Here is a 15,698-nt window from a genome sequence, read left to right on the forward strand (position 1 = left end):
GCGAACATGAATATCCACAAATATCTCCTTGGTAATCATAAATTCCCCGTACAAAAATGTACGGATAATACCAAGTGGCTCAGTTTTCTATGATCGTTAGTGGATCAGTTTTACATGATCAGTGACATCGCTTTGCCGGACAATTCGAAGATAACGAAACAGGCTTGTATTACAACCGCTTTCGCTATTATGATAAAGACAGCGGACAGTATATTTCACCCGATCCCATCGGGCTGCTCGGTGGGTTGAATCCGTATGGGTATGTGCATAATCCAGTAGGTTGGGTCGATCCGTTTGGGTTGGCGGGTGAGTGCTGTAATGAACTTACTGGCACACTTAAAAGCACACCTAAAAATAATCCACCTAAACCTCATCAGCTTGAAGCTATGAATAAAGCTATAAATGATATTTTTAATGGAAAAGGAATACCAAGAATTAACCGACAAACAGGAACGCAAACTATATTCCAAGGTAGAGGAAATGTAGCTCAGGCTAGATGGAAAGGTGCATTAGAATGGGAAGTTATTCCTGGAAACAACGACCTTAGAATACTTACGAAAGACTTAGGTAATGGTAAAACTCAGGTTGGTTTTAGTAATGACCATTATGACAGAATATTCGATGTTATTATCAAAAAAACAGAATGATAAGGAGCTATAATGAATGGTCAATATAAAATATTTAATAATTGCGATGAGTTAGTGTTGTCTTTTAATGGCTTAGTCGAATGTTACGACTACACAGGCATGAAGGATAAATGTTCTTATACTTTTATGGATGTGAATGAATTAAATATAAATTTAAATAAAAATGGATACTATTCACTTAAGTGTGATTTATTCGATGGTAGATTGGATTTTGATTTTTATTTAAATGATTTTTACGTGTGTAATGGCAATTTAGTAGTTGATGTGAATATTTCGTCAGGAATGTATGAATTTGGCGCATTATCAACGCTAGAGTTCTCTTTAAATGATAATAAACGAATCTGGCTAGATATGAGAGGATGTGCAAAAAAAAAGTATATTTCAGCTAGTTATTTAAAGAATGGATTCCAAAAAAAAATCAAAAATGAAGTAATTGTAATTGAGGGTAAATACATACATGACTATTACTCATTTTACTGTGAGTTGGGATATTCTATTTTCGGTAACTATGGCTATATAGGAAGCAGTTTAAACGCCGTCTATGATATACTAAATGATACTATAGATAAAAAAATAAATCTTATTTGGAAAGATAGCTTTATTTCTTTTAAGGCCATTGATAACACTGTACCTGAAGATTATTATCAATCCTCTTCAGAGGATATATTAGTATTATTAAATGATTATTTTAATATCATACTAGAATAATTTAAACCTTATTTAAGTTAACTAACAAACCAGAAAATGTATCAGATCTTCTGGCTTACTTTTTTGACTTGCTCAATTCAACTTTTAGTCGTTTGAATATTCCATCGTCAATTCACACAAGCGCAACCTGACCTCACTTAGTTGCGCCTGCTGTTGTTGCTTCTGCTGCTTCATCGCTCGTATATCTTCGCTATCGGGGATTAATACCAAACAGCCGTTTAGAATTTTGACGGTAAAGATGAAGCCAGTCTCAAAACCTGCGTCTTTTAGCCAGTGCCCTTTTAGGTTTATCGCCAGCGGTGGTGTTGCTCTGCTGCCGTTCGGGGCATAGCCACGGTGTAATAACGCTCGGTTTTCGGGGACTTTGATTGCTTAGCTAAATTATCTGACAGAACGAGGCGCATCCGTTAAGATCATAAAAGTCTGCATCGGAAATTTTTGGTTGAGAAAGAATGTTCTTTAAAAAGTGAGGCGTAACGGGGCTTGCGAGGAGTCGGGATGTTGGGGGGAATCCGTATGGGTATGTGCACGATCCAATGGGTTAGGTCGATTTGTTTGGGTTATCAGGTGATTATCGTGATAAGTTACTCCAAAATTCAACTGTTCCTGAATATGAGCCTCGAATTAGGCAACGTGCTGTTGAAAATCCAGACGGACATAGTTTCTCATTTAGTTTTGACCAACAAATTTTAAAAACTGAACCAACTGTATTAAGTAGTGGTGATCTCGGCTATGCAATGTTAGGAACTAAAAACGGGAAAGATGTCATATATAACATAGTGGTCAGAGACGGAAAAATTAGCCGTAAGGGTATGATCAGCACCACTAACTGGGGACAACGAAGTCGAAGTTTTGGTTGGGATCTGAAACTCGAAGATATTCCAAGATTAGATTAAGGGAATAATATGAAATTAGAAGCAACAATATTTGATACCGAGGGGCATTATTTGACTTTAAATGAATTTAAGTTCAACGGTGATTATCTATCTGCTTTTATATCAATAAGATCTAATTGGTATAATGCAAAAGTCAAATTTGAATCATCGCGCGAAAGAATGGAAGATTTCATTGTATCACTAGAAGCGTTGGTATCGTATAAAACTGATAATATCGGTTTTATAAATGATGATGGAAATGTAGATATTAATTTTTCTCTTAATACATCAGGTAAAGTAACGCTCAAAGGTTGTCTAATAAACGATATGATGGAAGAATCATCTTTAATCTACGAAATAGAATCTGATTTGCAAAGTATAAATGATTTTTATTTCACTCTAAAAAAGATATTATATTCCTTTAATGATATGAAGTAAGCCTAAAAAAATGATAGCTTACTTCATTTTTAAGAAGTCGTTCAGTTTGCTGTTTAGCTGCCAATATACTCCGCCATCAGCTCGCGCATTGAGTTTTTATCTCACTCAGTTGCGCTTGCTGCTGTTGGTTTTGCTGTTTTATCGCTCGGGTGTCTTCGCTGTCGGGGATTAATACCAAACAGCCATTTAAGATTTTCATGGTAAAGGTGAAACCTGTCTCAAAACCGACCTCTTTTAACTAGTGCCCTTTAAGGTGTATTGCCGGCTGTGTTGTGGCTTTATTTGTTCTGCTGCTTAATCACTGCCTGCTGCTCAGACTCTATCAAACTGATGGCCTGAAACTGGAGTGCTAACTCTTCGGGGGTGATCATTGAATAAAGTGAGTGGCTTGATGATGGTTTCAATCATCAATGTTTATCCACGACCAACTATGAATACATCACTGAAACCCAATACAGCTCTGAACGACGTAACCAATATGAACGTTTTCAGTACGATGCGAACTTAAACCTAACTGCCCCCAGCCCGACAGTGTTCATGCCGTCATTCTTTAACTCGTGCAGGAGCAGCAAGATAGTCAGGTCATTCGCCGTAAAGCCCTCAAAGGCCATAAAAACCATTTTTACAATGCCAATGGTCGACAACTACTCAAAAAAAGCGCTGTTGATATCTATATCAAATCACCATTATGATATAGATACTAGAATGCATATACTCACCTAACCCTATTGAATTATAAAATATGAAATATTATGCAAAAGTCATTGCACTGAATCCTGATATTGAAGAAGAAGTAACAATTTCTCTTGGTGAAATTGTATTAACATGTTTTATCAGTGAACTTAGTAGACCAATACAATTGAATAGCGTTTATTTAGTTACGCTTGAGCTTGAAATTTTTGATGAAATAAGCGCTGAGTTATCTACTGATTCAGTACCAAAACAAATTGAGAGTTCATTTGCATATGAATTGAATGGATATCTATTCGAAAACAAACTCATTGTATGTAATACAATATTACAACATGATTTATTGTATGAGTTATCATTTTATGAAAATAAGTATGTGAGAATTTATGTAGATAGAATTAATGTTTCATTTTTAAATTGATTTTTTAATGTATTTTTTAAAGTTTATGTATTTATTTAATTTATAGCCACTTCATTTATAGATAAGTTTAGAAAAATAATGAAATATCAGTATCTAAATGACCTAATCTCATCAACTTCCTTCGATATTAATTATCTTTATCACTTTTAAATATACTATTAGCTACCCTCTCCGATTCAATTTCTCGAATTGCTTTTTTATCTAAGTTGCACTTGGCAATTGAATTCATTGCATCTACTAGCAATAGCGGCATATCTTTCCAATTCATTTTTTCTGGAATATCAGGTTGCTCACAATCAGCGGTTAGATGTACTGGGATCGGTACTGGTTGAACGGGCACTAATACCTCTTTTGTAGTTGTGCAACCCGTTAATAACATCATCAGGCACGGCAGTATTAGCACATTCATTATCTTTGAGTATTGTTTTGATAACAGTCTTAACCTTGACATACTCTGAGTCCTCACGTTGCTTTGCTTTAATATTGTGGAGTGAGACTTGATAGTGAAGAATGATCGTAGACCGAGTGACTTTACTTATTAACTCTAATGCTGCAAGTTCTTTTGTTAATGATTTATTCTCATTTATTAGCTGTCGATTCTCGGTGATTAGCCAATTTAATAAGCCGCCTAGTATCATAACTCCAACTAAAATAAGGGCTACCCTTTTCCAGTTCATGATAGTTCCCACGTTATTCCTAACGTAGCCTCATTGTAAACGAGCTCACTGTAAAATTCAGTGATGATAATTATTTTAGATAACGTATAATGATGAGCTAATTTACGCATAACATTTAAGCCCTATTTAATTTTAATAAAAGATATTAAACTTTTATCTTAATTAAATAATAACTGTATTTCTTAACGTTTAGTTGAAACTTACTTGTAAAAACTCACAATAATATTCATCATTTCTTAACCTTTCATGTCATAGAAAAAGTAAAATTACTATAAAACATTTTATAATGGATAAAAAACTATCCTAAACGATGATTGCAAGCCTATACTGGCCATCACAATTTAGTGTTTTTAATTAAAAAGTTAATTTTTTTCGATTTATAATATTTAAATCACTTATTTAGTAAATGTACACAATCAATTAATTTATTAACAAGCTCAAGTTTGGGGCTATTATTGAGGGGTATTCTCACTTTATTTTTAAGATAGCTATCCAATCTCAACTTATCATATTCATAACCTAATATACTGAATGTGGCTATAGTATATTGATTTTGTTTAACAAAATCTAACATGTCAATTTTTTCAGACATTTCAATAGATATCGAATCTCGACTTTGAAATCTAGAAGTAATACTTACAGAGCTTATGTCTCTACAGGAGACAGAAAATTCATTTTTATCGGTTTTAAATGACAAACAAATATCATCCAATTGACACTGATTAGCCGAAATTGCAGATGTAGACAAAAAAATAGCTATAAACAACATTGATAATCTCATGCTAATAAACTCATTCAACTTAGATAAATTTATTATATCAGAGTATCGACTCACTTGGTTTAGATGCATTATCAATATTGAAAGAAATACTCAGGGAAGAAAATACTGGTCTACACTTGGCTAGCTTGCACCAAAAATCGAGTAGTTTTGTGATAGCTGTCTCGATTATGTCCCAAGTGACACTGGTTAGTAACATGAATAACTCATAACCCATTGAAAAACTTAGTGGGTTGTGGGGGGCTCGAACCCCCGACCTAATGATTAAGAGTCAACCGCTCTGCCAACTGAGCTAACAACCCATTGAATTTATTTAACGCCTTCAATTTCATACAGTCAATATTATTCTGCTATTTTTACTTAGATAATTAAATTTTAGTTACTAATGTTAATTCAATGTTATTGTTAGATTAAGATATCGCCACTTCGATGATTGTAAGTTAAGTTTTCCTTACTCTAATTGAGATTTGTGTCACAATATTTTATGCAAACACCGTCACACAACTAAAAATACACTGTGACTGCACATTACTAACCGCCTTGGATCGATATATATGGAAGAAAATCAACCCGCAATCCCAACGCATTCTTCAGCTGATCGCAATCAGCTAAAACGTAGCCTCAGCAATCGACATATCCAACTGATCGCCATTGGTGGCGCTATTGGAACAGGTTTGTTTATGGGGTCAGGTAAAACGATTTCTCTTGCTGGGCCATCAATCATTTTTGTCTATATGATTATCGGCTTTATGTTATTTTTTGTTATGCGAGCAATGGGGGAGTTACTACTTTCAAATCTCAACTACAAATCTTTTAGTGATTTCTCCGCTGATCTGATTGGTCCGTGGGCTGGCTTTTTCGTCGGCTGGACTTATTGGTTCTGTTGGGTGATCACAGGAATTGCCGATATTGTTGCTATCACATCGTATGTCAGTTTCTGGGTACCCGATTTCCCTGAATGGGTTACCTCATTTATTTGTGTAGTAACATTATTGACCCTGAATTTAGTCTCAGTCAGATTATTTGGTGAGCTTGAGTTCTGGTTTGCCATGATCAAAATTGTTGCCATTGTTGGCTTGATCGCTGTTGGTGGAACATTAATTGCCATGAATTTCCAATCACCCGCAGGTCATACCGCTTCTTTGAGCAATATCTGGAATGATGGTGGGATGTTCCCTATGGGGATCAGTGGTTTCTTTGCTGGCTTCCAAATCGCTATCTTTGCCTTTGTAGGGATAGAACTGGTGGGCACCGCAGCAGCTGAAACTCGTGATCCTGAAAAATCATTGCCAAGAGCAATTAACGCCATCCCATTTAGGATCATTGCATTTTATGTATTATCACTGATTGTAATTATGGCGGTCACACCATGGCGCACGATTTTAGCGGACAAGAGCCCGTTTGTTGAAATGTTTGTACTCATTAGCTTGCCTGCTGCCGCCAGTGTGGTTAACTTTGTGGTGCTCACATCAGCGGCCTCTTCTGCTAACAGTGGTGTTTTTTCGACTAGCCGTATGTTGTTTGGTTTATCCAAAGAAGGTGATGCACCGAAGCAATTTAGCCGTTTATCAAGCAAGGCTGTACCCGCAACAGGGCTGATTTTTACCTGTATTTGCTTAAGCTTTGGTATTGTACTGATCTATTTTATTCCAGATATCATGCATGCTTTTACACTGGTTACCACAGTGTCTGCGATCTTGTTTATGTTTATCTGGAGCATGATCCTACTTAGCTATCTTAAGTTTAGAAAACATCGTCCGCAGCTGCATAAAGCATCACACTATAAAATGCCCGCAGGGATTGTGATGTCGTGGATTTGCCTAGCTTTCTTTGTATTTATGGTGATCATATTAGCATTCCAGCACGATACTAGGCAGGCGCTAATTGCCACGCCAATATGGTTTATTATCTTGTTCATCGGTTACCATTTCGCTAAACGCCACAAAAAAGCACAATAATCCATTTAAATAGCAAGAAAAAGGCCGAATGCGCAATGAGCATTCGGCCTTTCATTTATGTAATTATTTACTTTGTTTTATACTCTGCTTCTGCTTCTTCAAATCGAGCCTGAGCCGCTGCACTTGGTGCTTTGGTTAGTAGGCTGACGACGACAATCGCAATCGTCGCTAAAATGAAGCCTGGAATAATTTCGTACAGTCCGAACCATTTGAATTTCATCCACACCAGCACAGTCACTGCCCCCACAACCATACCAGCAAGCGCACCTGTACGCGTCATGCGTTTCCATAACACTGACATCAGAACAACTGGACCGAATGCGGCACCAAACCCTGCCCATGCGTTACTGACTAAAGCAAGCACTTTGCTATTAGGATCACGTGCAATATAGATAGCAATCGCAGCCACTAACAGCACCATAAAGCGCCCTACCCAAACTAACTCTTTTTGGCTGGCATTTTTACGGACGAAAGGTTTGTATAGATCTTCTGTTAAGGCACTTGCACATACTAATAATTGGCAACTTAAAGTACTCATCACGGCCGCTAAAATTGCTGATAGTAAAATACCTGCAATCCATGGATTAAATAAGATGCCTGCAAGTTCCATAAAGATCCGCTCATTATTCCCCATCACTGAGGAAGCCAACGCAGGGTTCATCTCAAAATAAGCAATCCCAAAGAAACCAACCGCAGTTGTTCCGCCCAGACATAAGATCATCCATGTCATACTGATACGACGAGCAGAACGTATGGTGCGATGAGAATCCGCCGCCATAAAGCGCGCTAAAATATGTGGCTGCCCGAAATACCCCAGTCCCCAACCTAGTAGAGAAATAATAGCGACAAAGTTTAGCCCCTTAAACATATCTAAATATTCAGGGTTTTTCGCTTTAATTACCTCAACCGCGGTATCTAAACCCCCTAATGAAAAAATGATCACAATAGGCGTTAAAATCAAAGCAAAGATCATTAATGAAGCTTGAACGGTGTCAGTCCAACTTACCGCTAAGAAGCCCCCTAGGAAGGTATAAGCAATTGTTGCCAATGCCCCTAACCACATCGCTTTTTCATAACTAATATTGAATGTGCTTTCGAATAGCAATCCACCAGCAACGACGCCAGAAGCACAATAGATAGTGAAGAATACAAGAATAACAACAGCAGAAATAATACGTAAGATTTTGCTCTTATCTTCAAAACGGCTCGTAAAATAATCAGGTAATGTGAGCGCGTTATTATTCTTTTCAGTTTGAACCCGTAGCCGACCTGCTACGAATAGCCAGTTTAGATAAGCTCCTAAGCTCAAACCAATGGCAATCCAACTTTCTGAGATACCCGCTAAGAAGATAGCGCCAGGTAACCCCATTAGCAGCCAGCCACTCATATCTGAGGCCCCTGCTGATAATGCGGTGACAACACTTCCTAAACTTCGCCCACCAAGAATATAGTCATCAAAGTTTTTTGTTGAGCGATAAGCTAAGTAGCCAATAAGTAACATGCCAGTAATGTATACGATGAACATAATGATCATCGGAGTGCTTACGGTCATTCGCCTTCTCCATAGAATTGTTGTTTCCCGCCTATCCTATTTATAAAAATATTTGGGATTTATATTTATTAAGCAGTGATATTTTTTGATTTGTTGCACTTAATTGCACATCTGCAAATTAAATAATAAATATTATGTGTATTGTGATTTTATTGTGTTGCACTTTTTAATTAAAAAGATTACACCTGCATGCTAGACAAACTCATTTCAATTTAACAAGAAATTAACGTTATTTTGTTCCATAAACGATATCTGTATCACAAATGTTACAATTTTGATAATTTAACCAATAGATTGATTAACTTATGCTCTAAAGGCAAATCACAAATAACACAATGATTTAAATTGAAAATTTATTAATTCACCTATCAACCATCCAATTTAACCAATAAAAATACGATATATTTCACACTTCGGTTAGAATTGGCTTTAACAATGTTGCACAAAGTTGCAACATGGTGCTATTAAGGTGTAACTTTATTGTTTTCTTACTCTTACATACTCTAAATAATTCAACGTATCGTTAATGAACGAACCACTAGGACATACAATGTATGTGACTGGTGCGAGTGAGTGCACTACAGCTTGAAAAATGAAGAGTATCAATCATTTGAGGAAATAGGGATGAGTAGTACAACAACTATGGGTGTCAGACTTGATGAGGCAACTCGTGAACGCATTAAAACTGCTGCTCAGCGTCTTGATCGCACACCACATTGGTTAATTAAACAGGCTATATTCAATTACCTTGAACAACTGGATAATGCGCAATTCATCCCTGAAATTTCCACGGGACAAGATAGCAAAGACAATCCAATTTCAGAAGAAGAATCATTAACTGAATCAAATTATCAGCCATTTTTGGATTTTGCTGAGCATATTTTACCCCAATCGGTTAAACGTTCAGCGATAACATCTGCTTATCGTATTCCAGAAACTCAAGCTCTGCCTATGTTATTACAACAAGCACAGCTGCCTCCTGAGCAAGCCGATGCCGCACATAAATTAGCCTACTCTATCGCGGAAAAACTGCGTAACCAAAAAAATGGTATTGGCCGTTCAGGGCTGGTGCAGGGCCTATTGCAAGAATTTTCTCTTTCTTCACAAGAAGGTGTTGCACTAATGTGCCTAGCAGAAGCATTGCTACGCATTCCAGACAAAGCCACTCGCGATGCCTTGATCCGCGATAAAATCAGCACGGGTAATTGGCAATCCCATTTAGGGCAAAGTAGCTCAATGTTTGTGAATGCGGCAACTTGGGGTTTATTGTTTACAGGTAAATTAGTTTCTACTCACAATGAAGCCAAACTCTCTAGCTCTTTAAACCGGATCATCAGTAAAAGTGGTGAGCCACTTGTCCGTAAAGGCGTTGATATGGCCATGCGTTTGATGGGTGAACAATTTGTAACAGGCGAAACTATTGCTCAAGCCTTGGCTAATGCACGAAAACTCGAAGAAAAGGGTTTCCGCTACTCTTACGATATGCTAGGTGAAGCTGCACTCACTGAAAAAGACGCTCAAGACTATATGGTGTCTTATCAACAAGCGATCCACGCTATCGGTAAAGCCTCTAACGGTCGTGGTATATATGAAGGTCCTGGTATTTCCATCAAATTATCAGCATTGCATCCACGCTATAGCAGAGCCCAATATTCACGTGTGATGGAAGAGCTGTATCCACGCTTATTATCACTGGTACTGCAAGCACACCAATACGATGTAGGAATTAATATCGATGCAGAAGAAGCCGATCGCTTAGAGATCTCCCTCGACCTGTTGGAAAAATTGTGTTTTGAACCACAGCTAGCGGGTTGGAACGGTATTGGCTTCGTTATTCAAGCCTATCAGAAACGCTGCCCATTTGTGATTGATTCAATTATTGATCTTGCTGAGCGTAGTAAACGCCGTTTGATGATCCGACTCGTAAAAGGGGCTTATTGGGATAGCGAAATTAAGCGCGCTCAAATGGATGGATTAGAAGGCTACCCAGTTTATACACGTAAAGTCTATACTGATGTTTCTTATCTCGCTTGCGCTCGCAAATTGTTATCCGTTCCTAACCTGATTTACCCTCAATTTGCGACTCATAACGCACATACACTGGCTGCAATTTATCAACTTGCAGGTAAAAACTACTATCCAGGTCAATATGAGTTCCAATGTCTACATGGAATGGGTGAACCTTTATATGAGCAAGTGGTTGGTAAAGTTGCGGATGGTAAACTCAATCGACCTTGCCGTATTTATGCGCCTGTAGGAACGCATGAAACATTATTAGCCTATTTAGTACGCCGTTTATTAGAAAATGGTGCCAATACTTCTTTCGTTAACCGAATCGCTGATACGACGATCCCTCTTGATGAGCTGGTTGCTGATCCCGTAAAAGATGTTTTAGAAATGTCCAAAACTGAAGGGCAAATAGGCTTACCACATCCAAAAATTGCGCTACCTCGTGACCTATATGGCAAACGCCGAGTTAACTCAATGGGTCTAGATATGTCCAATGAGCATCGCCTAGCTTCCCTCTCTAGTGCGCTATTGACCGCTGCAATGCAGGAAAAATTAGCACAACCATTATTAGGTGGGGAATTTAAAGCCACTGTCGCGGCAGAAGCGGCTTACCCTGTCATTAACCCTGCTTGCCACGCCGATATTGTCGGTCAGGTACGTGAGGCAACCGTTGAAGAGGCTGATCATGCACTCAACATTGCCAGCGATGCAGGAGCCATTTGGTTTGCGACGCCACCATCAGAGCGCGCAGCAATTTTATTACGTGCTGCCGATATTATGGAGCAACAATTACAGTCGTTGCTGGATATTTTAGTTCGAGAAGCAGGAAAAACCTATGCTAACGCCATTTCTGAGGTACGTGAAGCGGTTGATTTCCTTAATTATTATGCGACACAAGTCAGAGATGATTTCGATAACAATACCCATCGCCCATTAGGCCCAGTCGTTTGTATCAGCCCATGGAACTTTCCACTGGCGATTTTCACTGGCCAAATCGCAGCTGCTCTAGCCGCAGGTAATACTGTGTTAGCCAAACCGGCTGAACAAACCCCGATTATTGGCTCAATTGCTGTATCAATGTTGCATCAAGCGGGTATCCCACGGGAAGTGTTGCAATTTTTACCCGGTAAAGGTGAAACAATTGGTGCGAAATTAGTCGGCGACCATCGAGTTCGCGGCGTGATGTTCACGGGTTCAACTGAGGTTGCAGGCTTACTACAGCGTAATATTGCAGGCAGACTGGATGCTCAAGGCCGCCCAACACCATTAATTGCTGAAACAGGTGGCTTAAATGCCATGATCGTCGATTCATCGGCTCTGACAGAACAAGTTGTGACTGATGTTGTTGCATCTGCATTTGATAGTGCGGGTCAACGCTGCTCTGCTCTACGTATCCTTTGTATTCAAGAGGATGTTGCAGATCGCACCATACGTATGTTGAAAGGCGCAATGGAAGAGTGTCGCATGGGCAATCCTGAGCATCTTTCTACTGATATTGGTCCTGTTATTGACAGTGAAGCCAAAGAGAATATTGAGCAGCACATTCAACAAATGCGCAGTAAAGGTAAAGAGGTTTTCCAAGCAGCATTCAATAGCTTAGATGATCATCGCGAGCAGCAAGAAGGCACTTATGTTAAACCAACTTTGATTGAATTAGACAATGTCTCTGAGTTGAAAAAAGAAATTTTTGGCCCTGTGCTACATGTGATCCGCTTTAAACGTGAAGAACTTAAAGAATTGGTCGATCAAATTAATGCTGCTGGCTACGGGTTAACATTAGGTGTACATACACGCATCGATGAAACCATCAACCAAGTCGTGGCGAAAGCGAAAGTCGGTAACCTTTATGTCAACCGTAATATGGTAGGTGCCGTCGTTGGTGTACAACCATTTGGCGGAGAAGGTCTATCTGGAACGGGTCCTAAAGCAGGTGGTCCATTGTACTTGTATCGTTTACTCAGTGAACGTCCTGACAATGCAGTCTGCCGTACATTAGAAAGACAAGACAATGAATTGCCTATGGATGCAAGTGCTCGCCCTATTCTACTTGAAACCTTTGACACCTTCTCAACATGGTCAGAGAAGCAAGAATATGGTGTTGAACCTGCCGTGTTAGAGCGATTTGCTCGCCAAGCTCAGGCAGGCACTTCACGTCTATTACCTGGTCCTACAGGTGAACGAAACACTTATACTTTAACACCACGAGGCGTAATTCTTTGTCTCAGTGACAATGAAAAAGATTGCTTGATCCAGCTAGCTGGGGTATTGGCAAATGGTTGCCAAGCGTTATGGCCGGAAAGTGAAATGCATCAGCGCTTGTATAAAGCACTACCAGAAAAAGTTCGTCATACTGTTTCAATAAGCAAAAATTGGTCTGAGCATAGCCAACACATTGAGGCCGTTATCTATCATGGTGACAGTGATCAACTTAAAACGGTATGTGAAACCATTGCTCAACGTAAAGGACCTATTATTTCAGTCCAAGGGTTTGAACGTGGCGAAACTAACTTACTGCTAGAAAGATTAGTTCATGAGCGTTCATTAAGTGTTAACACCGCGGCAGCTGGTGGTAATGCAAGCTTAATGACTATCGGTTAATCAATTAGCCTGAGTCTAATATCTTTAGGCTCAGGCATTATTAAATATATTATTTCTAATCTTAATAACAATATCAGTCCATAAAAAATAAAATTGTTATTTTTTATGGACTGATATTGTGGTTAATACTTACTCTAAATATGATAATTCAAACGAGATATAAAATCTCAATTGATGATTTTTTATATCATAGAGACTTACAAAAACAAAAAGGTGCCCTTTAAGGACACCCTAAACAATTTAATTATTTTACTTTGAATAAGTAGTTAACTTAATTCGCAGCTAATAATTAGTTCTTTTCTGATTCCCAGAACAAATATTGCTCATATTTACGTAAAGCAATATTGTAATTACTGAATGCAGATTCGGTCATTCTATCGCTTAATTGTTCTTGGATTTTGCTCGCTGTGAACTCTTTCATGGAAAAGTTTGATGATGAGAGGAGTTCATCAAGACGGCGCAAACGAACAACATATTCACGAACGGTACTATGGCTCATTTCAGTCTGTAAAAACAAGTACTGTTTAAATGACATAATGTCAAAGAAATCAGTATCGCTATTGCAGTAAATTTCACTACAAAAACGACAAAGTGCGGTAAATTTATCTTGTAAATCAAGCCAAGCACCTTCATCGACTAGCTCTGTCATCTCAGCAATCGCTTCTTTATTCAAGATAGCATCGTTAAAGACGAGAGAGATACGATCCAGTGTTTTATGGCAGTGCGCACAATGAGTTTGGCTGTGTTTAAAGTCTTTGATATAACGACTCAGCGGCCGTTTCTTAACAATAGAAGCAGACATGATGATAAAGCCCTGTGTGTAAGTCTAAAATTAAAATAGTAATGTGACATGTCACATTACATACTGAATATGCCCATAACATTATTATTATCCGCTATGTGACATATTGATACAGATGACTCTGTATCAAGTTCTTTTGCTTTTACTTAAGGAATGAGTTCATACTAAAAATACACTGTATGTACTGTTTTTCCCTAAGTGAATTGCATTCTATCGCGTCTATCGCTCTTTGGCGAATTTCTGCGAAGACTAGAGTGTGGTACGAATTTCATTTAGCGTCAACCTATTAAACCAGTCATTTATTGTCTTTTCATACCGACAAAAATGAATAAAGCATTATCAGACACTAACTATACCAACCACTAAGCTCAAGACTTTACCCGATAATCAACAATGCATTCAATAATAATTTGATTTAAAAATCAGTTTGATAGGACATTGAGCATTAAAATAGTAAAATTGTGAACCAGCTCACTTAACATAACTAAAATTTAACTATTGTTTCAATAGCTGTTTATTTTTTAAATATACATTAAGCAGCTATAAAAAATAAAATGTAAATTTTTTTTTACACACTAAGCTAGATTTATTATATGAATTTATTTTCTGACTATATGCAAAATAGTTATAGTTTATGGTGAAAAGTTATATTCAATCCATAGCTTATACGTTATTTTCCATTATAAAAAACAGTACATCATTCAACCTATCTAGGTATATTTACTGATTTTATATTTATTAACCAGAGAAACTTTGTGTTTATTTTATACTGAAAATCGATATTAAGAGGCTAAGTGTTCTGTAAAATATTTGTGAATAAATAAATGGCTTAATCAAGGAAAATTTTTTAGATAATCTTAGGTAGACTAATCCACATAAAAATAATCTTTCACTCTGTAAAAAACCAATAAAGAAGATTTATCATTAGATGATAGTCAATAGAACATTTTTTCATCATAGTAAGTCTTTATTCTTTACTATAAAAAAACAGCATTTTTTGGATTAAAACACTAAATAACAAATTCATTCCAAATATAATCTGCATTTAATACTAGCTTATGACCGATTTAACGAATTATTTTTTAGGATTTGTTACATTTGATATTAAAGCGAACTCTTATATACTCGATTTTGCTACTTCAATAACTAATAATTTTAAGGTTGATTATGAAAAAGTTAATTCTAGCTTGTGGTATGGGTTTAATGGCATTGGCTATTACAGCATGTTCAGATGAAGAGAAAAAACCTGAAGTTGCTGGTGCAACTGAAACTTGTAATGCTTACTTCGCTGAAGTTGATGCACTGATTTCTAAAGCATCTGAAAACCCACAAGCGAAAGCTCAGTTAGATGCTATGAAAGGTCAACTGGAAGAAGGTAAAAAACAAGTTGCAGCACTACCTAAAGATCAGCAAGACAAAGCTTGCCAACAAGGTATTGACGCAATGAAACAAATGAAGTCTGCGTTAGGCCTGTAATAATCCGATCGCCATAAAAATGGGGCCATAGGGCTCCATTTTTTTCAACACATAAAACAGCATTGTTA

At 37.6% G+C, this 15,698-nt stretch carries 12 protein-coding genes, 1 tRNA gene and 1 pseudogene; 8 read left to right on the top strand and 6 right to left on the bottom strand.

What is annotated here, in order from left to right; all coding sequences use genetic code 11:
- Positions 1 to 128: 128 nt before the first annotated feature.
- Together SC428_RS06720 and SC428_RS06725 are read left to right on the top strand one after the other, a co-directional pair.
- A pseudogene (locus tag SC428_RS06720) lies at positions 129 to 335 on the top strand (RHS repeat-associated core domain-containing protein); the annotation flags it as partial.
- Between the two features lie 324 nt (positions 336 to 659).
- On the top strand, positions 660 to 1,355 hold the full coding sequence (locus SC428_RS06725) for a hypothetical protein (protein ID WP_318706504.1): 696 nt from the start codon (positions 660 to 662) through the stop codon (positions 1,353 to 1,355).
- Between the two features lie 84 nt (positions 1,356 to 1,439).
- Here the strand turns inward: SC428_RS06725 and SC428_RS06730 are convergent, their stop codons facing one another.
- The gene (locus SC428_RS06730; RefSeq protein WP_318706953.1) at positions 1,440 to 1,724 is read right to left on the bottom strand and encodes a SymE family type I addiction module toxin; all 285 of its coding nucleotides are present in this window, start codon (positions 1,722 to 1,724) and stop codon (positions 1,440 to 1,442) included.
- 182 nt (positions 1,725 to 1,906) lie between these two features.
- Here SC428_RS06730 and SC428_RS06735 point away from each other — a divergent pair, with 182 nt between their 5' ends.
- Together SC428_RS06735 and SC428_RS06740 are read left to right on the top strand one after the other, a co-directional pair.
- Positions 1,907 to 2,251: a hypothetical protein gene (locus tag SC428_RS06735; protein ID WP_318706506.1), complete on the top strand. Its 345-nt coding sequence runs from the start codon at positions 1,907 to 1,909 to the stop codon at positions 2,249 to 2,251.
- A 9-nt stretch (positions 2,252 to 2,260) separates the two neighbouring features.
- On the top strand, positions 2,261 to 2,668 hold the full coding sequence (locus SC428_RS06740) for a hypothetical protein (protein WP_318706508.1): 408 nt from the start codon (positions 2,261 to 2,263) through the stop codon (positions 2,666 to 2,668).
- A gap of 76 nt (positions 2,669 to 2,744) precedes the next feature.
- Here the strand turns inward: SC428_RS06740 and SC428_RS06745 are convergent, their stop codons facing one another.
- The gene (locus tag SC428_RS06745; protein ID WP_318706510.1) at positions 2,745 to 2,867 is read right to left on the bottom strand and encodes a hypothetical protein; all 123 of its coding nucleotides are present in this window, start codon (positions 2,865 to 2,867) and stop codon (positions 2,745 to 2,747) included.
- 543 nt (positions 2,868 to 3,410) lie between these two features.
- Between SC428_RS06745 and SC428_RS06750 the strand changes: the two genes are divergently transcribed.
- Positions 3,411 to 3,779 (top strand): hypothetical protein, encoded by a 369-nt coding sequence (locus tag SC428_RS06750; RefSeq protein ID WP_318706512.1) that lies wholly within the window; start codon positions 3,411 to 3,413, stop codon positions 3,777 to 3,779.
- A gap of 127 nt (positions 3,780 to 3,906) precedes the next feature.
- Here the strand turns inward: SC428_RS06750 and SC428_RS06755 are convergent, their stop codons facing one another.
- Together SC428_RS06755 and SC428_RS06760 are read right to left on the bottom strand one after the other, a co-directional pair.
- Complete coding sequence (locus tag SC428_RS06755) at positions 3,907 to 4,230, bottom strand: peptidase (protein WP_254679770.1); 324 nt, start codon at positions 4,228 to 4,230, stop codon at positions 3,907 to 3,909.
- A gap of 1,233 nt (positions 4,231 to 5,463) precedes the next feature.
- Positions 5,464 to 5,536, bottom strand: a tRNA-Lys gene (locus tag SC428_RS06760).
- 252 nt (positions 5,537 to 5,788) lie between these two features.
- Between SC428_RS06760 and cycA the strand changes: the two genes are divergently transcribed.
- On the top strand, positions 5,789 to 7,192 hold the full coding sequence (cycA, locus tag SC428_RS06765) for a D-serine/D-alanine/glycine transporter (protein ID WP_318706515.1): 1,404 nt from the start codon (positions 5,789 to 5,791) through the stop codon (positions 7,190 to 7,192).
- A gap of 67 nt (positions 7,193 to 7,259) precedes the next feature.
- On the opposite strand, the gene putP is transcribed toward cycA, so the two are convergent.
- Positions 7,260 to 8,744, bottom strand: a complete 1,485-nt coding sequence (gene putP, locus SC428_RS06770; protein WP_070924705.1) for a sodium/proline symporter PutP — start codon at positions 8,742 to 8,744, stop codon at positions 7,260 to 7,262.
- Between the two features lie 624 nt (positions 8,745 to 9,368).
- Here putP and putA point away from each other — a divergent pair.
- Positions 9,369 to 13,352 carry a trifunctional transcriptional regulator/proline dehydrogenase/L-glutamate gamma-semialdehyde dehydrogenase gene (gene putA, locus SC428_RS06775; protein ID WP_272580861.1) on the top strand — a complete coding sequence of 1,328 codons (3,984 nt, stop codon included), beginning with the start codon at positions 9,369 to 9,371 and terminating at the stop codon, positions 13,350 to 13,352.
- A 289-nt stretch (positions 13,353 to 13,641) separates the two neighbouring features.
- Here the strand turns inward: putA and fliZ are convergent, their stop codons facing one another.
- The gene (fliZ, locus tag SC428_RS06780; protein WP_070924709.1) at positions 13,642 to 14,154 is read right to left on the bottom strand and encodes a flagella biosynthesis regulatory protein FliZ; all 513 of its coding nucleotides are present in this window, start codon (positions 14,152 to 14,154) and stop codon (positions 13,642 to 13,644) included.
- 1,167 nt (positions 14,155 to 15,321) lie between these two features.
- Here fliZ and SC428_RS06785 point away from each other — a divergent pair.
- Positions 15,322 to 15,630: a DUF5339 domain-containing protein gene (locus tag SC428_RS06785; protein WP_140181549.1), complete on the top strand. Its 309-nt coding sequence runs from the start codon at positions 15,322 to 15,324 to the stop codon at positions 15,628 to 15,630.
- Positions 15,631 to 15,698: the final 68 nt, after the last annotated feature.

The sequence above is a fragment of the Providencia sp. 2023EL-00965 genome (assembly GCF_033550225.1).
In the GTDB taxonomy this organism is placed as follows: domain Bacteria; phylum Pseudomonadota; class Gammaproteobacteria; order Enterobacterales; family Enterobacteriaceae; genus Providencia; species Providencia manganoxydans.

Coding starts and splice junctions, on each gene's coding strand:
- SC428_RS06725 (WP_318706504.1), top strand. CDS start 660: ATGAATGGTCAATATAAAATATTTAATAATTGCGATGAGTTAGTGTTG.
- SC428_RS06740 (WP_318706508.1), top strand. CDS start 2,261: ATGAAATTAGAAGCAACAATATTTGATACCGAGGGGCATTATTTGACT.
- SC428_RS06745 (WP_318706510.1), bottom strand. CDS start 2,867: ATGAAAATCTTAAATGGCTGTTTGGTATTAATCCCCGACAGCGAAGAC.
- SC428_RS06750 (WP_318706512.1), top strand. CDS start 3,411: ATGAAATATTATGCAAAAGTCATTGCACTGAATCCTGATATTGAAGAA.
- SC428_RS06755 (WP_254679770.1), bottom strand. CDS start 4,230: ATGTCAAGGTTAAGACTGTTATCAAAACAATACTCAAAGATAATGAAT.
- cycA (WP_318706515.1), top strand. CDS start 5,789: ATGGAAGAAAATCAACCCGCAATCCCAACGCATTCTTCAGCTGATCGC.
- putP (WP_070924705.1), bottom strand. CDS start 8,744: ATGACCGTAAGCACTCCGATGATCATTATGTTCATCGTATACATTACT.
- putA (WP_272580861.1), top strand. CDS start 9,369: ATGAGTAGTACAACAACTATGGGTGTCAGACTTGATGAGGCAACTCGT.
- fliZ (WP_070924709.1), bottom strand. CDS start 14,154: ATGTCTGCTTCTATTGTTAAGAAACGGCCGCTGAGTCGTTATATCAAA.
- SC428_RS06785 (WP_140181549.1), top strand. CDS start 15,322: ATGAAAAAGTTAATTCTAGCTTGTGGTATGGGTTTAATGGCATTGGCT.